Origin of the sequence: Mucilaginibacter sp. dw_454 (genome assembly GCF_018449775.1) — a bacterium.
In the GTDB taxonomy this organism is placed as follows: domain Bacteria; phylum Bacteroidota; class Bacteroidia; order Sphingobacteriales; family Sphingobacteriaceae; genus Mucilaginibacter.
On the sequence record NZ_JAAVVB010000001.1, the window covers coordinates 254,081 to 274,043 of the forward strand.

Genomic DNA, 19,963 nt, shown 5'->3' on the forward strand with positions numbered 1-19,963 from the left:
AAAATGACCTTCATCAGTCCATAGGGGAAAGAAAGGCCCGTATTTGTCTGTGATAAGTCAATAATGACCAAAGTCATCTTTGCTACTGATATCCGTCACCCGGATCATCACCCGGATGCTGATATTTGCGGTTAAGAAATTAACCGTATAATTATTATCCATGAATACGAACAGGCTCCCGGACATGGCAGGCTTTTTTTTGGCAGGCATCAGCTATCAAAAGACAAATGCGCCGGCCAGGGGATGGTTTGCCATCGACCAGCAACAATATACAACCTGCTTAGCGCAGGCACCAGCCTTTGGGATCGGGGCGCTGTTTATACTTTCCACCTGTAACCGTACCGAAATTTACGGGTTCGCAGCGGATCCCCGGGCCCTGATCAATGTACTATGTACCGCGACCAAAGGCAGCGCCGCGGCTTTTACCAACCAGGCTTATCTGAAAAAAGGCCGGGAGGCAATCACGCATTTATTCCAGGTTGGCGCAGGTCTGGATTCGCAGCTGCTGGGCGATTACGAGATCGTCGGGCAATTAAAACAAGCTGTCAAATTTGCCAGGGACCGGGGGTTTATCAATACCTTTTTGGATCGCCTGGTAAGCACCGTACTGCAATCCTCGAAAGACATCAAAAACAATACCGCGCTGAGCAAGGGCGCCGTGTCTGCGGCTTTCGCCGCGGTACAATATATCAAAGCTGCGGTCACCCGGCCCGCTGACCGGCGTATACTCCTGGTAGGGGCCGGTAAGATCGGCTGCAGTACCTGCAAGAACCTGGTGGACTACCTGGGCGCCACCCAGATCGTTGTGGTTAACCGTTCAGCAGAAAAAGCTGCCGGCATCGCAGCAGCCTTGCACCTGACCTGCGCGCCCATGGCAAAGCTGGCTGAACAGGTCGCTTTAGCGGATATCATTATCGTAACGACCAATGCAGCTGCGCCCCTTATTTTGCGCTCACACCTGGAACATACGAGTCACAAACTGATCATCGACCTTTCCCTGCCCGCTAATGTGGAGACAGCGGTCAAAGACCTGCCGCATATTCAATTGATCGGCCTCGATGAGATTTCAAAGTCGAATGACCATTCCCTGCATGAACGGCAGGCAGATATTCCGAAGGCCAACGCGATCATCGCGCGGCACCTGGATGAATTTTTGGACTGGTGCCGGATGCGCAAAAATATACCTATCTTGAAAGCTATCAGCATCCGGCTGGGGGAGATCGCGGCACAGCAGCAACGCGCTGTAAATGACCCGGAAATGCCGGCCGTATGCCAGACGGCCGAACAAAAGATCCGGCGCGTCATTGGCGGAACGGCGGAGAAAATGCGTGCGGATAACCACAGCGGCTGCTATTATATTGAGGCGATCAACGAATTACTGATGGATTTCAGTTAAACCGGCAGCCCCTAATTTTTGAACATGGAACAACAAAGACATGCCCTGATCACCGGGAGCGGGAGCTATATCCCCACACTTAAAGTGACCAACGAGGATTTCCTTAGCCACACCTTTTATGGCCCGGATGGGGCCCGGCTGCAGAAATCCGGCGAGGAGATCATCCGGCAATTCGAGCTGATCACCGGTATCCGGGAAAGAAGATACCTGGCAGATGATCTGGTCGCTTCAGATATGGCGCATTTTGCTGCCAGGGATGCCCTCGGGTCAGCCGCCATAGATCCGGAAACCCTGGATTATATCATCGTCGCGCATAATTTCGGGGATATCCGGGCGGAGAACCGCCGGAGCGAACAGGTGCCTTCGCTGGCCGCCAGGGTAAAGCATCACTTAGGTATCGTTAATCCGCAGACCATTTGTTACGATCTGCCGTTTGGCTGCGCGGGCTGGCTGCAGGCGGTGATCCAGGCGGACGGTTATATCCGTTCGGGGGAGGCCAGCCAGGTCCTGGTGATCGGCGCTGAAACCTTATCGCGTATCTGTGACCCCCATGACCGCGACAGCATGCTTTACGCGGATGGCGCGGGTGCCGTGATCATATCCGCAGCACCGGCTCATGAAGCAGCCGGTATACTGGCGCACCTGACCCGGTCCTATGGCGGTGAGCTTGCTTACCTCTTGCAGATGGGCCGGTCCTCCAATCCGGCTTACCCGGAAGATACCCTTTTTCTTAAAATGCAGGGCCGGAAATTATACGAACAGGCCCTGAAATTCGTCCCTTTGCTGATCAGCGACTGCATCGCGAAAGCGGGCTTGACCATCGGCGATATTGACCAGGTGCTGATCCACCAGGCCAATCAGAAAATGGATGAGGCTATTTTAAAGCAATTGTATGTGCTGTATGGCCTTAAACAGGCGCCGGATCACCTCATGCCCATGACGATCTCCTGGCTGGGCAATAGTTCGGTAGCGACCCTGCCTACTTTATATGACCTGCTTTCCAAAGGCGAGATCGCCCACCACTGCCTGACCTCCGGCCGCACGGTCGTGTTTGTTTCGGTCGGTGCCGGCCTGAATATGAATGCCGTCATTTATCAAATACCACAAAGTGACCATCATCATTACGCCGGCTGATCCTCATCATGTGATGGCTGCAGCATAAACCGCAGTTTTACGGCTAAGAGCTTTAAAACGTGTTTATCATGAAAACCATTTTAGTATTAACCGATTTCTCCATCAATGCGGACTATACCGCCCATTATGCCCTGCACCTGGCACAACAGATCAAAGCCAATATATTGCTTTGCAATATTTATGCGCCAGACGGGGAGCAATTATCCAGTGCTGAACAAAACAGTATCGAAGACCTCGGGGAACTGGCCGCCCGGTTGAGAACGGCCGCCAATAAAGAAAATGCAGCCGTGTTCCGGCCGGAGATCAGCCAGTGCAGCGTGGAAGGATCCGTTGCCGGCCGGATCAATGAAATAGCCATTAAAAACCACGTGCTGCTGGCCGTTATCAGCAGCCACAACGCGGGCCTGCTGTCTACCATGCTTTCCGGCGACCATGCGCGTGACCTGATCGATAATGCCGGATTCCCGGTACTGATCATTCCTTACCAGGTCCGGTTCCAGGGCTACAGAAATATTGCCTTCGCGAGGGACAAGGAAACGGTCCATACCGGTATCCTGCAAACTTTGTCAGGTCTGGCTGAGGATACCGGCGCCCGGTTATGGGTTGCCCAGGTGACCGGTAAAACCGCCGCCGAAAATGAAGAGGCTGAACTGGCGCAATTTTGCAAGGGGATCAGCTACCGCCTGATCAGGAGCCGTGATATTGCGGCAGGTCTTAAACTGCTGAGCGCTGAGCGGGACCTCGACCTGCTGGTATTGGTTCATCAAAAACGGAACTTTTTGCAGCGTTTGCTGAGGGGCAGCATCACCCAAAAAATGATGCATCATCCTTTTACACCCTTGCTGGTCTTCCCGGAGGCGGTATAAGCCGCCCGCCCTAAATGCCGGGAAAGCCCGCTGCGATCGTCGCCGCGGGCTTTTTTATGCCTTAACTACCGCCGGTAAGTGATTACGATCATGTTTGCGGCGCACGGTCATCATTCCCTGCCGCAGGAGCGCCGGCTACCTTTGAGCATCAAATAAAACAAAAGACCATGAAACATTTAAAACAGCAGCTTACAAAGATCGCTGCCCTCCTGATGATCGTCACTGCGGCGATCCTGCCACAAAGAGGGGCGGCGCAGACCACTTATAAACTTATCACGGACAAGGAGGTAAACATCAAAGTTTTGGGCTCCTCCAATGTACATGACTGGACCATGACTTCCACCACAATGGAAAGCCAGGGCGACTTTAACCTCGCTGATCATCACCTGCAAATCCTTAGTTTCCGATTGGCGGTGACCAGCCTGAAAAGCGAGCATACTTCTATGGATGACCGTACCTATAAAGCGGTTGACGCCAAAAAGTTCCCGGACATCAGTTATAAACTGACTACTGCCGAGGTAACTACCGTCGATGCGCATAAGTACCTGATCAAAACCAAGGGGAACCTGACTATTGCCGGTGCCACCCAGCCGATCAGCATGGACGTTACCGCGGTGGTCAATGCCGACAATACCATTACCTGCAGCGGCTCCAAAAAAATCCAATTAACCGATTATGGCATTAAACCCCCAACTTTTATGCTGGGCGCCATGAAAGTCTACAATGACCTTACCATTCAGTTTAACCTTATTTATAAAAAATAATCATGAAAAATCTCTATCTGATACTCGTAGCCCTGGCGCTGTTGCCCCTGGGTGTAAAAGCCCAGCAAGGGCAAATGCAGTTCTTCCGTCCTAATGACCAGCGCGGCCTGAATATCTTTGAAACTTCTAAAAAAGACACGGTGGCTTTTACCGGGTTGAAAGTAAAGATCGGCGGCAACTTTGAACTGAGTTTCCAGGACCTGACCGACGGGAATACGGCCCTACCCAAAACACAAACCGGCTTTACCGGCAATGTGAACAGCCTGATCAAGTTGATGCCCGGCTTTAACCTGCCGATGGCCAACCTGAATGTTGACGTGCAGCTGGCAGACGGTATCCGGTTGAACCTGACCTCTTACCTGGCTACCAGGCACCATGAGGATACCTGGGTAAAAGGAGGGTATATCCAGTTTGATAAACTGACCTTCCTGCACAGCGACCTGGTAGATCAGCTGATGAAAAGCTTTACCATCAAGATCGGCCAGAATGATGTGGATTATGGCGACCAGCATTTCCGCAGATCGGACGGCGGCAATACGATTTACAACCCCTTTGTCGAAAATTACATCATGGATGAATTCTCCACCGAAACCGGCGCCGAGATCTATTATCACCATAAATCAGGTTTCTTCCTGATGGGTGGGATCACCAACGGTGAGTTAAATGAAACCGTAGTTGCGCCTACCAAAATCGACTCTGCAACGAAACAAGTCAACAAATATCCACCGGCCTATCATGGCAAAATCGGCTTTGATAAACAAATCAATGAAGATACCCGGATCAGATTATCCGGCTCCTTCTATACCGTAAGCAGCGCAAACAGCAGTACTTTATTCGGCGGCGACCGTACCGGCTCACACTATTACTATATCATGTCCAACCAAAATATAGCCAATGGCACCACGCTGAACAACGCGGTGGATTACAACGCCTTTTCAGGCAGGTTTAATCCCGGCTTCAGCGAAGAAGTGCATACCTATATGGCCAACTTGTTTTTAAAACATAAAGGCCTCGAGTTCTTCGGAACTTATGAAGATGCGCGTGGCAGGTCTATTACCGAAACCAGTAACCGCGGAGCTAAACAATATGCGGTTGACCTGATCTACCGCTTCCCTGCAAACAAAGAGAATTTCTGGGTAGGCGGCAGGTATAATACCGTTACGGCAACTATTGCAGGAAATCCTGCCGATGTGACCATCAACCGCGGCGTAGGTTCCATAGGCTGGTTCATGACCAAAAATATTATGATGAAGGCCGAATACGTTGACCAGGTTTATAAAAATTACGCTAACACCAATATTCTTAACGGCGGCCAGTTCAACGGCGTTATGCTGGAAGCCGCTATCGCATTTTAATTCCATTTAAACATCCCCGGGCTTGTCCGGGGATGTTTTTTTTAATTCATCAACCATGAAAAAGATCCTGATCTCCGGTTTTATCACCGGCTGTATCCTGTTCGTCTGCAGCTATGGCGGCCTTTACCTGGCCGTACGGTTTTTCCCCGCCTTGTTTACCGAATACAACAACCCCTTGTTTAATTCAGACGGTAACCGGGATTTGCTTTTTTACCTGCACGCGTTCATCTTCAGCTTTGCATTGGCCTGGTTCTGGGACCGGTTTAAAAGCTTATTCAAAGGCCCGTTCTTATTAAAGGGAATAGAGTTTGGCCTGGTCTATTCCATTGTTGCCTTGCTGCCAGTCATGTGGATCTCCTTCAGCGCCCTGGATGTTACCATTGCCATGGTGCTGAGTTGGTTCGGCTATGGATTGATGCAGGCGATCGTCGCCGGGATCATCCTGGCAAAAATTAACCCCTGATCCCCAAAGCCATGTGGTACAAACCTATCTTATGGATCAGTTTATTGTTGCTTTGGCCGCCCGAAAGAACCCGGTGGGTGATCGCCGAAAACAGCAGCTTAAGCGTCAACGGCAGTACGAACATCAATAAGTTTTCCTGCGAGATCCCTAGCTATGATCAAACGGATACCCTGACGGTCAGCAGGAAAAGCAAGGAGGTCGCGCTAACCGGGAATGTCGGGCTGAAGATCATAACTTTTGACTGCCATAATTCCATGATGACGCGTGATCTGCGGAAAACGCTGAAAGAAAGCCAGTTTCCCCGCCTCTATATCCGTTTTTTATCCCTGAGCGAAATGCCGCAGCTGCGGCCGGAGCCGCAACAGGTTACCGGTTGGGTGAATATTGAACTGGCCGGGGCCACCAAGCGGCTGGAGATCAATTACCAGGTCTCTATGGATGATCAGAAAGTGATCCACCTGCTGGGATCGAGGAATATCAATTTCTCTGATTTTAACCTGGTGCCGCCAAGAAAATTAGGCGGCATGATCAAAACGAACGACCAGCTAACGGTGGCCTTCCACCTCCGCATGTCCGCCGTCAACTAAACATCATTTAAATACCTGTCCGCCGTCATTTTTTAAACCGCGGCAACGACCCATATTTACCAGTCTTAAAGAATGATTTAACCTTTTAATCTACAAAAAATGATACCTAAAAAAATGAAAGCAGCCGTGATCCACGCATTCGGCGAGCCGCTGCAGATCGAAGAAATGCCGGTCAGAGAACCCCGCGAGAATGAAATACTGGTCAAGGTGATCGCCTGCGGCGTATGTCACACCGACCTGCATGCCTGCCAGGGCGACTGGCCGGCTAAACCCAAGATGCCGCTGGTGCCGGGGCATGAAGCCATTGGTTATGTAGCCGCCATCGGCCCGGGCGTTCAGCACCTGAAAGAGGGTGACGTGGTGGGCGTACCCTGGCTATACAGCGCCTGCGGCTGCTGCGATTATTGTTATACCGGCTGGGAAACCCTTTGCGAGGCCCAGCAGAATGGGGGCTATAGCGTAGACGGCGGTTTTGCTGAATACGTCGTGGCAGACGCCCGGTATGTGGCGCATTTACCGGGAAATATCAATTTCACGGAAATGGCGCCCATTATTTGTGCAGGTGTTACGGTATACAAAGGCTTGAAGCAAACCGATGCCAAACCCGGGGAATGGGTAGCCATTTCCGGGATCGGTGGTTTAGGGCACCTGGCGGTGCAGTATGCCAAGGCGATGGGACTGCATGTCGCCGCTATCGATATCGCTGACGATAAACTGGCGCTGGCCAAAAGCCTGGGTGCCGATCTTACCGTTAATGCCAAAGAAAATGATCCGGGTGAATACCTTAAAAAACTAACCGGGGGTATGCATGGTACGCTGGTAACCGCCCCGTCCAGGATCGCCTTTAACCAGGGTTTAAGTACGCTTCGCCGCAAGGGGGTGCTTTCCCTGAACGGCTTGCCGGCCGGGACTTTCGATCTGTCCATTTTTGATACCGTGATCAACGGCACGACGATCCGGGGGTCTATCGTAGGCACCCGCAAGGATATGGAAGAAGCTATTTCATTCGCCGTGGAAGGGAAAGTGAAAGCTACGGTCAAACCCGCCAGGCTGGAAGATATCAATACGGTCTTCGACGATATGAAAAAGGGCGACATCAGCGGCCGGATGGTGCTGGAAATCGCGAAGCCATAACGCAAGGGAAGGTAAACCGCTAATAGGCATGAACGCCCGCAGGTTTGCGGGCGTTCATGCCTTTTGCCTGGGCGCAGGTTTATCCGGGATCAGTTAAGCCGGAATAGCCAGCAAGGGTATAGTTAAACCTGAAGCCATTGCCCGGGTTTTGCTGCGGTGCACGACCGAAGACCAGAAACCATAGGTCTTCGGCACCATGATCAACAGGTCGGCTTCCGTGGCCACGATCTCCTGCCGTATTTCCCTGATAACAGCATCTGATCTTATTTGCTTATAGGCGTAAGCGATGCCTTCCAACGCCGCGGCAATGACCGCGCTGGTATCCGGACCGCTGGTTTTTTCCGCTACAAAAAAGACTTCCAAATCTGCTTTGAAGGCTATTGCCATCGCTTTTATTCTTGGCAGAAGATCCGCAGGCAGGCCGTGCAGCATATCGCAGGCAAAAATAATTTTCTTAAGACCGTCAAAGCGGGCGCCTTCCGGTACCGCGAGCACGGGGCAGTTCAGTTTCCCGATCACGGCGGTTGTGGTATTGCCCAAAAGGTCCTGTTTTAAACTATCGGGCTCCATACCCATGACCACCAGTTCAGCTTCGTACTTCACCAGGAGATTTTCCAGTTCTTCGGGGATAATGGCATACGAGGACTCGTAGTTTACCCCGATAGCATAAATTTCCGCGATCTGTTCCGCCCGTTTTTTCAGACGGTCCTGGTTGTCGGACTGCAGGCCGTCAAAGTCTGCAACCGTAAGCAGCCCGTTGGCCGCAGGCACCGGAATCGTAAAGGCATTAAAAAGCACCAGCCTGGCCTGGTAGCGTTGGGCGATTGCGGCGGCATAGTCCACCGCGTTTTCGGCCAGTGCTGAAAAATCTGTGGCGGCAATGATCGTTTTCATAACATATTTGTTTAATGTAGATTAGCTGTTCATAAATTGTCTGCGGTACCTAAATAGCCATGCTGAATAAGCGGGTAGTGGGCTGGGCCGCCCATAAGCGGGCATCCAGCGCCATGCAGATATTGCGCAGGTAGCCTTCGCCTTCCGGTGTTACTGTTAGTCCCAGGGAACTGAGTTCGATCAGCCCGTCATCCGCAAGCGGCTGCAGGCGGTCAATGGCCTCAAAGACGGCGGCGCAGGGTTCGGTATGGTGGTTCCAGCTGGTCCGGCCCGTACACATGATGTTCAGGATATGCCGCCGGATGATCAAATCCTCAGGGGTCATCAGGTGTCCTTTCAGTAGCGGAAGCTTTTCTTCATTCACCGCTTTTAAATAGTCTTCTACCACCTTTATATTTTGGGCATAGGCGCTGCCCGCATCGCTGATAGCCGATACGCCAAGTCCGATCAGCAACTGGCACTGGTGGGTGGTATAACCCATGAAATTCCGGTGCAGGCGGCCCTTTGCCGCAGCCTCCAGGAGCTCATCACCGGGAAGGGCAAAATTATCCATGCCGACTTCCCGGTAGCCATAGCCTTTGAGCAGGCTTCGCCCGGTTTCATGCAGTTTTAACTTGGCGGCAGGAGCGGGGAGGTCCAGTTCGGTAAATTTCCGTTGTCCCGGTTTGAGCCAGGGCACATGGGCATAACTGTAAAAGGCTATTCTTTCGGGTTGCAGTTCGGCTACCTTCCGTAAGGTGCAGGCCAGTCCTTCCAATGTCTGTAAAGGCAGGCCATAGATCAGGTCATAATTGATCGAGGTGTACCCGATCCGGCGAGCCTGATGCGTGACAGTGGCGACTTGTTCAAAGCTTTGCCGGCGGTTGATGATCTGCTGTACTTTAGAGTCAAAATCCTGGATACCCAGGCTGAGCCGGCGGAAACCCAGGTCGAATAGTGCTTGGAGGTGCTCCACCGTCGTATTCGCCGGGTGGGCCTCAAAACTGAAGGCTGCTTCCGGGTGAACGCTTGCTTTTTCCAGCAGGCCGCGAATCAGGGCCTGCAGGTTTTTTGCGCTGAAGAACGTCGGCGTACCGCCGCCGAGATGGATCTCGCGAATGACCGGTGCCGCAGCCATGATCTCCATGTAATGTTGCCATTCGCTGATCAGCGCGGCGATGTAGGGCTCTTCGACCCGGTGATTTTTAGTGATCCGTGTATTGCAGCCGCAATAGGTACACAGTTCCTCGCAAAATGGTAAATGGATATACAGGCTGATGCCTGCTGACTGGTCACTTTCCGTAAAAGAGCGCCGGACGCTATCCGCCCAGGCTTGCCCGTCAAAACCGGCGGTGTCCCAAAAGGGCATGGTCGGGTAACTGGTATAGCGTGGCGCTGCCACCTGGTACTTGTCAGAAAGGCGCAGGGAAGATGCTTTAGTGGTCATTGGCCGGGTTGTTTTCGGTTGGAGATTGGACGGCTCTGCAATCTTTGGCACAAATGCAGGCGTTACCCACGCATTTATTCAGTTGCCAGCGGTCGAGGTTTTTGATGGTTTGATCGGCGATCTCCTGCAGGGCCTCCGGCGCCTGACCGGGGACGTTAGCCAGTTTGATGCCAAACCGGGCTGCCGCGGCCGTATCGATATGATCCGTACCGGCGGAACGGGTCGTAATAAACCGGATACCCATTGCGGCGAGTTTTTCCACGACCGGCGCGGAAACATCGTCAGTGGTAAACACGATGACGGCGTCTTTCCCCGCGGCATAAGTCAGCGTATCCGGGCCCAGCGGGTTGGAGATAAGGGTAATATCATGTTTTTTTTGATTGGCCCGGGCCAAAAATTCTTTTTCGAAAGGTTTGATACTGTACGCGACCGTCTTCATCCGCTATAATTTTGTTTAGCTACAAAACTACCGGTCCAAAGCTCCCCCCACGTGAGCAGTATCAGTAAAAAAAGTGATCTGCGTCAGTTTTTCATTTTGGCCAGACGCGCCATATCCAGGATGGTAATTGTACTGCCCTTTTTGTCGATCAGGCCCTCGTCCTTAAAATCAGATAAGGTACGGCTGACCGTTTCGGTCGCCATGCCGGCCATCGCGGCGAGATCTTCCCTGGAGATACGGAAACTTTCCGCCCCGGAGTTTTCGCCGCGGGACAGGCGCACCATGGCTTCGGCCATCCGTTTGCGGACAGAATGGTAGGCCAGTTGCATCAGCTGATCCTCCTTCTCCCGGATATCGTTGGAGAGTAATTTGATGAACTCCCGCGCAACGATGGGGTACAGGTCAAGCAATTGTTCCAGCTGGTCCTTCGGGATCAGGCACAATAAACTGTCTTCCAGCGCGGTCGCGGTATCCGTAAAGGCCTCGCCGGACAACAGGGCATTAACGCCCAGGTAGCTATCAGCCGAAAACATGCCCGTCATCAGTTCCCGTCCGTCCTCCGCCAGTTTGATCGTTTTGATCCGGCCGCTCATGACCAGGAAAAGGTTATTGCCTTTATCCCCTTCGTAATAAATCACCTGGTTCTTTTTGAATTCACGGCCCTTGCGCTCCTCGATGATCTTTTTTAATTCCAGCAGGCCATCGCTTTTAGAGACAATGCTGTTGAGCCGGTCCAGCGATTTACTGTAAAAATTCAACTGGATCTCTTTCTTTTTCAGCCGGCTTTCAATGGCGTTTAACAACTCCATGTCATCAAAAGGCTTGGTCAGGTAATCATCCGCGCCCATTTCCATGCCCTTGCGCAGATCGACCCGCTCGGCCTTCGCCGTCAGGAAGATAAAAGGGATCGCGGCGGTTTCGGGTTTCTTATTCAGCATATACAGTACGCCGTAGCCGTCCAGCTCCGGCATCATGATATCGCACAGGATAATGTCGGGGAGTTCTTTTATGGCCAGTTCCACGCCTTTCTTTCCGTTGGCGGCGGTATGGGCCGTATAACCGGCCAGTTCCAGTATTTCGGCTATATTTTCGCGGATATCGTCATTGTCTTCGATGATCAGTACTTTTTTGCTCATAGGATCGGTAATGAAATAGTAAATAAGGTGCCCTGGTTCACTTCGCTTTTAAAGCTCACCTGGCCATGCATCAGGTCGGCATACCGGGCAACGATATTCAGTCCCAGGCCGGTGCCGGGTATATTGCCCGTGTTATGCGCACGGAAGAAAGCTTCAAATAAATGTTTCTGGTCAGCTTCCGGTATGCCGATACCGTTATCCTTAATGGTAACCTGGCATCCCTGTTCGCTGATCTCCGTATTAAATTCAATAAACGTGTTTTCCCCGGAATATTTAATGGCGTTGCCGATCAGGTTGACCACGCAGTTTTTGAGCAGGTTCTGATCCAGCCGGACCATATGCTGCGTGCCGGTATGCTGGTAGATAATGTTTTGGTTCTGTTTGGCCAGCAGCTGCATTTCTTCGGTGATCTCTTCTGCCAGTTTGACCAGGTCAAAGCTGCTGAAAGCCGGTTCTACTTTTCCCGCTTCCAGTTTTTCAAGGGAAAGAAAATCATTTAAGATAGCCGTCAGGTTGCCTACCGCGTTTTTGATCTTGCCGACGTGTTTGCTGATATTGGGGTTCCCGTAAGACAGGGCGTATTTCTCGATCAGGGAGGCGGATAGTTGTACCGCGCTCAGCGGGGTCCGGAACTCGTGGGAGGCCATCGACACGAACCGGCTCTTTAAGATCCCGAGTTCCTTTTCTTTTTCCAGGGATTCACTGACCTCTTCTTTGGCCAGTTCCAGGGCTTGTACCAGGCGTTGCAGGCTCTGGGTCCTTTCGGCCACCTGTTCTTCCAGGTGCGCGGCGTATTGTTTCAATTGCTCTTCCGCTTCTTTTTCCCGGCTCAGGTCATGGATAAAACCGGTGTAGATATTTCTGCCGGAATAAGCGACGTCGCTTACGCCCAGCCGGAAAGGGAAAATAGAGCCATCTTTCCGCAAGCCTTTTACTTCCCGGCCGACACCAATGATATGCGGCTGCCCGGTACGCTGGTAACGTGCCAGGTATTCATCATGCTGCTCTTTATCCGGCGGCGGCATCAGCATGGAAACGTTTTTGCCGATGACCTCTTCGGGTGTATACTGAAACAATTTGCAGCCCGACGGGTTGATAGATTCAATGCAGCCCCGGTTGTCAATGGTAATGATGCCATCGATGGCGTTCGCAATAATAGCTTTCAAAAGGGCCGCATTTTCCATAATCGCAAATATCAAGATTACAAGTCATACAAAATATAATTAATTTCAGGTGAAAAAGTGATCGTGGTCATTTTTTAAACCCTGTTGGCTGTTATTTGCGCTTTCTCTGCACGTTTAAGGTGACGCATATCATCCTTATCCTGATAATGATGATGATCATTTTTTGGGAACCGCCCCTCGCTTAACTTTACCAACACCGCTACATAAATTCAAGATCAAAAATGGAATCATCAGCAATCAATATACCTGAAAACCCCTTGCCGCCCGGGCTGTTGCAACAAATGAACGCCTATTGGCGGGCCGCCAATTACCTGTCTGTAGGGCAGCTCTATTTGCGGAACAACCCTTTACTGAAAGAACCGCTGAAACTGGAGCATGTCAAAAATATGCTGCTGGGCCATTGGGGGACCACGCCCGGCCAGAACTTTATTTATACCCACCTTAACCGGATCATCAGGGCATACGACCTGAACATGATCTATGTTTCCGGTCCGGGTCATGGCGGGCCGGCGGTAGTTGCCGGAACCTATTTAGAGGGCACCTATACCGAAGTTTATCCGAATATCACCCAGGATGAAGAAGGGCTGAAAAGGCTGTTCACCCAGTTTTCTTATCCCGGCGGGATCTCCAGCCACGCGTCACCGCAAACACCCGGCTCGATCCATGAAGGCGGCGAACTGGGGTATTCTTTAAGCCACTCTTTTGGAGCAGTGATGGATAACCCGGACCTGGTCGTCGCCTGCGTAGTCGGCGATGGGGAAGCCGAAACGGGGCCATTGGCTACCGCCTGGCATTCCAATAAATTCCTGAACCCGCTAACGGATGGAACGGTGCTGCCCATCCTGCACCTGAACGGCTATAAAATTTCAAACCCTACGGTGCTGGCCCGCATCAGTCACGAAGAACTGGAGCAACTGTTCCGGGGCTATGGCTGGAACCCCATCTTTGTTGAAGGCGATGAACCGGAACAAATGCACCGGGACATGGCAGCTGCCCTGGACTACGCGGTGGACCGGATCAAACAGGTCAAATATGATGCGGAACACCCGAACGGGCAGCGTCCGCGCTGGCCGATGATCATCTTGCGGTCACCCAAAGGCTGGACGGGCCCCAAAGTAGTGGATGGCTACCAGATCGAAGGCAACTTCCGGGCGCACCAGATCCCGCTGGCCGTTTCGGCATCAGCACCTGCGGAACATCTGCAAATCCTGGAAAGCTGGATGAAAAGTTATAAGCCCGAAGAGCTGTTTGACGAAGCAGGTAAACTATTGCCGGAACTGCAGGCTTTGGCGCCGGAAGGCGAGCGCCGGATGGGCGCCAACCCGCACGCTAACGGCGGCAACTTATTGCGCGATCTGCGCCTGCCTGATTTCCGGAACTACGCGGTAACCGTGGAGGCGCCAGGCGCAGACGGTGAAGGCGATACTTATGTCAGCGGCCGCTTCCTGCGTGATGTGATCAAAGAGAACCAGGAAAAACGCAACTTTAGGATCTTCGGCCCGGATGAAACGGTATCTAACCGCCTCGATATTATATTCGAAGCGACCAACCGCCAATGGGACGCGCCTATTGCCGAACATGACGAGTTCCTTGCTGCCGATGGCAGCGTAATGGAAATGCTGAGCGAGCACCAGTGCGAAGGCTGGCTGGAAGGCTACCTGCTGACCGGCAGGCACGGCTTATTCAATTGCTACGAAGCCTTTATCCATATCGTCGATTCCATGTTTAACCAGCATGCCAAATGGCTGAAGGCCAGTTCTGAGCTCTCCTGGCGGCGCAAGATCGCCTCGCTCAATATTTTATTAACGTCCACCGTATGGCGACAGGACCATAATGGCTTTACCCACCAGGACCCGGGCTTTATCGATCATGTGGTGAATAAAAAAGCGACCATCGTGCGGGTCTATTTACCGCCCGACGCCAACTGTTTATTATCAGTCATGGACCATTGCCTGCGCAGCTATCATTATGTGAACGTCATCGTAGCCGGCAAGCACCCGGCGCCGCAATGGCTGAACATGGAACAGGCCGTGGCGCATTGTACCCGTGGTATCGGCATCTGGGATTTTGCGAGCAATGACCAGGAAGCGGAGCCCGATGTAGTTATGGCCTGTAGCGGTGATGTACCTACGCTGGAAATCCTGGCTGCGGTTTCCATCTTAAGAGAGCATTTGCCGGAACTGAAGATCAGGGTCATCAATGTGGTCGACCTTTTCAAGCTGGAGAAGAGCACCGAGCATACGCATGGACTGACCGACAAGGACTATAACGAACTCTTCACGACGGATAAACCGGTGATCTTCGCCTTCCATGGTTACCCCTGGCTGGTACACCGCCTGACTTATAACCGCGCGAATAATGTAAATATGCATGTGCGCGGCTATAAAGAAGAAGGTACTATCACGACTTCTTTTGACATGACCGTACTGAACGAGATGGATCGCTTCCACCTGGTGATGGATGTGATCGACCGCCTGCCGCAAACCGGCAGCAAAGGGGTTTATCTCAAACAACAGCTTCAGGATAAACTGATCGAACATAAACATTATATCAACACGAATGGCAAGGATATGCCCGAAATACTGAACTGGAAATGGAAAGCATAAAACAGGGCGGGATGCGCCGTTATTATAAATATTACCGGGTAAATTTAAACGATACCGCCGTTACCGAAATCCCGGTTAACGACTTTAAACCCGTCAGCGCCAAACCTTCAGGTACGCTGACCCTGGACCGGGATAGCTTGCTGTTCAGCGATATCGGGCAGGCGATGGAGAAGGCAAAAGATGGTGCGCAGGCTTATATTGCGCAACTGATCGAAAGGGGAGCGGAAGGTTTGCCGGAACTGCTGCAGTACCGGATGGATCATTATGAGGACCTGAACATTAACCTGGTGGATGCCAATATCCAAAAAGAAGAAATTGAAATGCTGACCGATCCCAGCTTTGCATATAAACCTTATAAAATATCGCCTGACTACAATGACCAGCAATGAAATTTTCGGCTATACGCCGGATGAAAAATACAATACCCCTGTCGCTTATTTTTCCATGGAATTCGCGATCGATCAGTCACTTAAAATTTATAGCGGCGGACTGGGGTTTCTGGCCGGTTCGCACCTGCGCAGCGCCTATGAACGGAAACAAAACCTGGTCGGGGTCGGTATGCTTTGGAAATATGGCTATTACGACCAGGGCCGGGACGGCAATGGCCTGATGAAGCCGGAATTCATTGAAAAGGATTATTCGTTCTTACAGGATACCGGGATCATATTTACGGTAACCGTGCACGATGCGCCTGTCCACGTGAGGGCCTGGCTGCTGAAACCGGAAACATTCGGATCAGCGCCCCTGTTGCTGTTAAGTACAGACGTGCCGGAAAACGATGAACTTTCCAGATCGATCACCCACAGCCTGTACGATCCTAATGAAACGACCCGGATCGCCCAAACCATTGTTTTAGGTATTGGCGGCGCTATGTTGCTGGATAGGTTAGGTATGGAGCCGGAGGTTTACCATATGAACGAAGGGCATTCGGTTTCCCTGAATTTTTACCTGCTCAGCAAATATAAAAGCCTGGAAGAAGTGAAAAAGCGGGTCGTCTTTACCACGCATACGCCGGAGATGGCGGGTAACGAAGCGCATAGCTATGACCTGCTCAAAGAAATGTCGTTTTTCTATCACCTGCAGGCGCACGAGGCCAGGTCTATACTGGGCCTGGAGGGAGATAATTTTAATTATACCCTGGCGGCGCTCAAGTTTGCCCGGAAAGCGAACGGCGTTTCCAAACTGCACGGCGGGGTCGCCCGGCAGATGTGGGGCAGCAATCCGGGCGTTTGCGAGATCATCTCCATCACCAATGCGCAGAATAAAGCCTATTGGGCGGATCCGCTGATCGACCAGGCTATGGCCGCTGATCAGGATGAAGCGATCATTAACCGGAAAAAGGAACTCAAACGGGAATTATTCAAAGTAGTGGCCGATCAATGCGGCAAACTTTTTAAAGAAGGGGTGTTGACCATCGTCTGGGCCAGGCGCTTTGCGGGCTATAAACGGGCCGACCTGCTGATGCGGGACTGGGACCGGTTTATGGCCCTGGTTAATAACAGCGCTCTCCCCGTACAAATCATCTGGGCGGGAAAGCCTTACCCGGAAGATATGGAGAGCATTGGACTGTTCAACCAGATCATCAGCAGGGCAAAACCATTCGCTAACTGCGCCGTGCTGACGGGGTATGAACTCGGCTTATCCGCCTTGTTAAAAAAAGGATCGGATGTCTGGCTGAACAATCCAAGGATGTACCGGGAGGCTTCGGGCACCAGCGGGATGACCGCTGCCATGAACGGCAGTATCAACCTGTCATTGCCTGACGGCTGGGTACCCGAGTTTGCCAAAGATGGGGAAAACGCTTTCCTGATCCGGCCCGCAGCCGATGAACTCCCCGTAACGGAAAAGGACCGCCTGGAAAACCTGAGCCTGATGGATACGCTGGAACAGACCGTTATACCGATGTATTATAACGAGAAAAAGCATTGGCTCAGCATCATTAAAAAGGCGGCAAGGGATGTCGTTCCGGCGTTTGAAGCCGGCCGGATGGTGCGGGAGTACCAGGAACAATTATATGCCCCCTCAACCACATAAATTGGAAAATAACAAAGATACCGCGCCGGGTAGTTTCTGGCATTTAAGCGAAGCAGAAGCCACAAGCGGCCTCAACTGCAGTAACAAAGGGCTGAGCGGACAGGAAGCGGCCGTAAGGCGCAAACAATACGGCCCCAATACGATCAAAGCCAATGGCCGGTCATCCGGCTTTTTTTTATTTCTGTCGCAGTTCAAAAGCCCGGTTACGATCATGCTGATCGTAGCGGCACTATTGTCAGCGGGGCTGGGTGATGTGGCCGATACGGTGATTATACTGACGATCGTTCTGATCAGCAGCCTGCTGGGCTTTTGGCAGGAGCGCGGCGCGGCCAACGCGGTAGCTGAACTCTTAAAAATGGTGGCCCTGCATTGCGCGGTACTCCGGGACGGAAAGTCACGGGAAATCTCTTTGGACGGGGTAGTTCCAGGCGACATCGTGCTTTTGTCGGCCGGTGATGTCATCCCGGCGGACAGCCTGATCCTGGACTCGCAGGAACTTTTCGTGGATGAGGCCGCCTTTACCGGCGAAACCTACCCGGTAGAAAAGAATGCGGGCGTACTACCCGCCGATACGCCGCTGGCCAAACGAACGAACGCGCTCTTTATGGGTAGTCACGTGATCAGCGGAAAGGCCAGTGTGCTGGTGATGAAAACCGGCTTGCAAACCGAGTTCGGGAAAATATCTGCCGGACTGCAGGCTAAGGTTCCTGAAACCGATTTTGAAAAAGGCATCCGCAAGTTTGGGTATATGCTGATGGAGATCACGCTGGTTTTGGTGCTCGTCATCTTCGCGATCAATGTCTTCCTGCATAAACCGGTGCTGGACTCTTTTTTGTTTTCCCTGGCGCTGGCCGTGGGCTTAACGCCGCAGTTGCTGCCGGCCATTATCAGCGTTAACCTGGCCACCGGCGCGCGGCGGATGGCTAAGCAAAAGGTCATCGTTAAACGCTTATCGTCTATCCAGAACTTTGGCAGCATGGATATTTTATGCTCGGATAAGACCGGCACGATCACCGCGGGCAAGGTGAAGCTGAAAGATACGCTGGACAGTAACGGACAGCACAGTGACAAGGTTTTGCAATATGCCTGGCTGAACGCCTCGCTGCAGCAGGGTTTTCATAACCCGATCGATGAGGCGATCTGCCTGGGTCATAAAGGGGCGAAGCCCGCTTATACGGTTCAGACGGAAATTCCTTACGATTTTATCCGCAAAAGACTAACGATACAGGTTAAAAACGGAAAAGAAAATTTCGCCGTTACCAAGGGCGCGCTGCGCATTGTCCTGGACATTTGTACCAAAATAGAATCCGGCGATGGTAAAGTAAGCAGTCTTGTTGCAGGCAAAGAAGCGATACTCAAGCAATACGAGGCTTTAAGCGCGGCTGGGTTCAGAACCTTAGGGGTCGCCTATAAACCCGGCGATGCAGCTAAGGATTTCACCAAGGCCGATGAAAAGGACATGGTCTTCCTCGGCTTTATTACTTTGTTTGACCCGCCAAAACCCGGCGTGGCCGCTACGCTGGGTAAGCTCAATAACCTCGGCGTGAAGCTCAAAATCATCACCGGCGATAATGCGCTGGTGGCGAAAAGCCTGGCTTTGCAGATCGGTATTGAAAAACCCCTTATCCTGACTGGTTCAGCCATGCAGAAAATGAGCAATGCCGCCCTGAGCCACCAGGCACCGCTGACCGATATTTTTGCGGAAGTAGAGCCCAATCAAAAGGAACGTATTATTATCCTGTTGAAAAAAGCGGGCCATGTGGTTGGCTTCATGGGCGACGGGATCAATGATGCGCCGGCATTGCATACCGCTGATGTCGGTATCTCGGTAGATACCGCGGTGGATGTCGCCAAGGAAGCGGCGGATATCGTGCTATTGAGCCGCGACCTGGACGTGCTGGTCGATGGGATCATCGAAGGCCGTAAGACTTTTGCCAATACCATGAAGTATATTTTCATGGCGACCAGCGCCAATTTCGGCAATATGTTCAGTATGGCGGGCGCATCCCTGTTCCTGAAATTCCTGCCTTTATTGCCCAAGCAGATCCTGCTCACGAATTTAATGACCGACTTTCCCGAAATGACCATCGCGACCGACCGGGTCGATGCGCTGAATATCCAGTCGCCCCAGCGCTGGGACCTGGGCTTTATCAAACGCTTTATGATCACTTTCGGACTCCTCAGCTCGGTATTCGATTACCTGACCTTTGGCGTCTTGCTATATGTATTTCACGCTGGCGAACTCACTTTTCAGACAGGTTGGTTTGTTGAATCGGTTGTTTCTGCTACCCTGATCGTATTGGTGGTCCGCACCCGGCTGCCATTTTTCAAAAGCCTGCCGGGTAAGTTCCTGCTGATCGCCACGCTCGCTGTCCTGCTGCTGGTGCTGATCTTGCCGCTTACGCCGGTAGCTTTATGGTTCGGCTTTACCCGCTTACCCCTGGGTTATTATGGTTGGATGCTGCTGATCATCAGCGCTTACCTGGCTACCGCCGAACTGGCTAAACGCTGGTTCTACCGGAAGATGACAACCGGGAACACATGA

18 protein-coding genes are annotated in these 19,963 nt (G+C 52.0%); 12 read left to right on the plus strand and 6 right to left on the minus strand.

What is annotated here, in order from left to right:
- Positions 1-57: 57 nt before the first annotated feature.
- A complete protein-coding gene (locus tag HB679_RS20550) occupies positions 58-186 on the minus strand; it encodes a hypothetical protein (RefSeq protein WP_255547512.1) in 129 nt (42 codons plus the stop codon).
- Here HB679_RS20550 and hemA point away from each other — a divergent pair.
- The 8 genes from hemA (at position 185) to adhP (ending at position 7,699) form a co-directional block, all read left to right on the plus strand.
- Entirely contained in the window at positions 185-1,396 is a 1,212-nt protein-coding gene (hemA, locus tag HB679_RS01205; protein WP_214070111.1) for a glutamyl-tRNA reductase, read from the plus strand. The genes HB679_RS20550 and hemA overlap by 2 nt on opposite strands.
- A 24-nt stretch (positions 1,397-1,420) precedes the next feature.
- Positions 1,421-2,530: a ketoacyl-ACP synthase III gene (locus HB679_RS01210; protein ID WP_214070112.1), complete on the plus strand. Its 1,110-nt coding sequence runs from the start codon at positions 1,421-1,423 to the stop codon at positions 2,528-2,530.
- Positions 2,531-2,598: 68 nt separating this feature from the next.
- Positions 2,599-3,396 carry a universal stress protein gene (locus HB679_RS01215; RefSeq protein WP_214070113.1) on the plus strand — a complete coding sequence of 266 codons (798 nt, stop codon included), beginning with the start codon at positions 2,599-2,601 and terminating at the stop codon, positions 3,394-3,396.
- A 167-nt stretch (positions 3,397-3,563) separates the two neighbouring features.
- Complete coding sequence (locus HB679_RS01220) at positions 3,564-4,160, plus strand: YceI family protein (RefSeq protein WP_214070114.1); 597 nt, start codon at positions 3,564-3,566, stop codon at positions 4,158-4,160.
- A 2-nt stretch (positions 4,161-4,162) separates the two neighbouring features.
- On the plus strand, positions 4,163-5,515 hold the full coding sequence (locus HB679_RS01225) for a hypothetical protein (protein ID WP_214070115.1): 1,353 nt from the start codon (positions 4,163-4,165) through the stop codon (positions 5,513-5,515).
- A 55-nt stretch (positions 5,516-5,570) separates the two neighbouring features.
- Positions 5,571-5,978 (plus strand): hypothetical protein, encoded by a 408-nt coding sequence (locus HB679_RS01230; RefSeq protein WP_214070116.1) that lies wholly within the window; start codon positions 5,571-5,573, stop codon positions 5,976-5,978.
- A gap of 11 nt (positions 5,979-5,989) precedes the next feature.
- Positions 5,990-6,565, plus strand: coding sequence for a YceI family protein (locus HB679_RS01235; RefSeq protein WP_214070117.1), 576 nt, complete (start codon positions 5,990-5,992; stop codon positions 6,563-6,565).
- 114 nt (positions 6,566-6,679) lie between these two features.
- Positions 6,680-7,699, plus strand: a complete 1,020-nt coding sequence (adhP, locus tag HB679_RS01240) for an alcohol dehydrogenase AdhP (protein ID WP_255547546.1) — start codon at positions 6,680-6,682, stop codon at positions 7,697-7,699.
- 93 nt (positions 7,700-7,792) lie between these two features.
- Here adhP and HB679_RS01245 read toward each other — a convergent pair whose 3' ends face one another.
- The 5 genes from HB679_RS01245 to HB679_RS01265 form a co-directional block, all read right to left on the minus strand.
- Positions 7,793-8,593 carry a universal stress protein gene (locus tag HB679_RS01245; RefSeq protein ID WP_214070119.1) on the minus strand — a complete coding sequence of 267 codons (801 nt, stop codon included), beginning with the start codon at positions 8,591-8,593 and terminating at the stop codon, positions 7,793-7,795.
- A gap of 49 nt (positions 8,594-8,642) precedes the next feature.
- On the minus strand, positions 8,643-10,019 hold the full coding sequence (hemN, locus tag HB679_RS01250; RefSeq protein WP_214070120.1) for an oxygen-independent coproporphyrinogen III oxidase: 1,377 nt from the start codon (positions 10,017-10,019) through the stop codon (positions 8,643-8,645).
- Positions 10,009-10,458 (minus strand): lactate dehydrogenase, encoded by a 450-nt coding sequence (locus HB679_RS01255; protein ID WP_214070121.1) that lies wholly within the window; start codon positions 10,456-10,458, stop codon positions 10,009-10,011. The genes hemN and HB679_RS01255 overlap by 11 nt, the downstream gene beginning before the upstream one ends.
- 83 nt (positions 10,459-10,541) lie before the next feature.
- The gene (locus HB679_RS01260; protein WP_214070122.1) at positions 10,542-11,594 is read right to left on the minus strand and encodes a response regulator; all 1,053 of its coding nucleotides are present in this window, start codon (positions 11,592-11,594) and stop codon (positions 10,542-10,544) included.
- The gene (locus tag HB679_RS01265; protein WP_214070123.1) at positions 11,591-12,778 is read right to left on the minus strand and encodes a PAS domain-containing sensor histidine kinase; all 1,188 of its coding nucleotides are present in this window, start codon (positions 12,776-12,778) and stop codon (positions 11,591-11,593) included. The genes HB679_RS01260 and HB679_RS01265 overlap by 4 nt, the downstream gene beginning before the upstream one ends.
- A gap of 221 nt (positions 12,779-12,999) precedes the next feature.
- Between HB679_RS01265 and HB679_RS01270 the strand changes: the two genes are divergently transcribed.
- Genes HB679_RS01270 through mgtA form a run of 4 tightly spaced genes read left to right on the plus strand, consistent with a single transcriptional unit; the run spans position 13,000 to position 19,963 of the window.
- Complete coding sequence (locus HB679_RS01270) at positions 13,000-15,384, plus strand: phosphoketolase family protein (RefSeq protein ID WP_214070124.1); 2,385 nt, start codon at positions 13,000-13,002, stop codon at positions 15,382-15,384.
- Positions 15,372-15,773: a hypothetical protein gene (locus HB679_RS01275; RefSeq protein WP_214070125.1), complete on the plus strand. Its 402-nt coding sequence runs from the start codon at positions 15,372-15,374 to the stop codon at positions 15,771-15,773. Before HB679_RS01270 ends, HB679_RS01275 begins: the two co-directional genes overlap by 13 nt.
- Entirely contained in the window at positions 15,724-17,418 is a 1,695-nt protein-coding gene (gene glgP / locus HB679_RS01280; protein WP_346345125.1) for an alpha-glucan family phosphorylase, read from the plus strand. The genes HB679_RS01275 and glgP overlap by 50 nt, the downstream gene beginning before the upstream one ends.
- Position 17,419: 1 nt before the next feature.
- The gene (gene mgtA, locus HB679_RS01285) at positions 17,420-19,963 is read left to right on the plus strand and encodes a magnesium-translocating P-type ATPase (RefSeq protein ID WP_255547513.1); all 2,544 of its coding nucleotides are present in this window, start codon (positions 17,420-17,422) and stop codon (positions 19,961-19,963) included.

Coding starts and splice junctions, on each gene's coding strand:
- HB679_RS01260 (WP_214070122.1), bottom strand. CDS start 11,594: ATGAGCAAAAAAGTACTGATCATCGAAGACAATGACGATATCCGCGAA.
- HB679_RS01210 (WP_214070112.1), top strand. CDS start 1,421: ATGGAACAACAAAGACATGCCCTGATCACCGGGAGCGGGAGCTATATC.
- HB679_RS01225 (WP_214070115.1), top strand. CDS start 4,163: ATGAAAAATCTCTATCTGATACTCGTAGCCCTGGCGCTGTTGCCCCTG.
- adhP (WP_255547546.1), top strand. CDS start 6,680: ATGAAAGCAGCCGTGATCCACGCATTCGGCGAGCCGCTGCAGATCGAA.
- HB679_RS01265 (WP_214070123.1), bottom strand. CDS start 12,778: ATGGAAAATGCGGCCCTTTTGAAAGCTATTATTGCGAACGCCATCGAT.
- HB679_RS20550 (WP_255547512.1), bottom strand. CDS start 186: ATGTCCGGGAGCCTGTTCGTATTCATGGATAATAATTATACGGTTAAT.
- HB679_RS01255 (WP_214070121.1), bottom strand. CDS start 10,458: ATGAAGACGGTCGCGTACAGTATCAAACCTTTCGAAAAAGAATTTTTG.
- HB679_RS01270 (WP_214070124.1), top strand. CDS start 13,000: ATGGAATCATCAGCAATCAATATACCTGAAAACCCCTTGCCGCCCGGG.
- HB679_RS01230 (WP_214070116.1), top strand. CDS start 5,571: ATGAAAAAGATCCTGATCTCCGGTTTTATCACCGGCTGTATCCTGTTC.
- HB679_RS01275 (WP_214070125.1), top strand. CDS start 15,372: ATGGAAAGCATAAAACAGGGCGGGATGCGCCGTTATTATAAATATTAC.
- HB679_RS01215 (WP_214070113.1), top strand. CDS start 2,599: ATGAAAACCATTTTAGTATTAACCGATTTCTCCATCAATGCGGACTAT.
- HB679_RS01220 (WP_214070114.1), top strand. CDS start 3,564: ATGAAACATTTAAAACAGCAGCTTACAAAGATCGCTGCCCTCCTGATG.
- HB679_RS01235 (WP_214070117.1), top strand. CDS start 5,990: ATGTGGTACAAACCTATCTTATGGATCAGTTTATTGTTGCTTTGGCCG.
- hemN (WP_214070120.1), bottom strand. CDS start 10,019: ATGACCACTAAAGCATCTTCCCTGCGCCTTTCTGACAAGTACCAGGTG.
- HB679_RS01245 (WP_214070119.1), bottom strand. CDS start 8,593: ATGAAAACGATCATTGCCGCCACAGATTTTTCAGCACTGGCCGAAAAC.
- hemA (WP_214070111.1), top strand. CDS start 185: ATGGCAGGCTTTTTTTTGGCAGGCATCAGCTATCAAAAGACAAATGCG.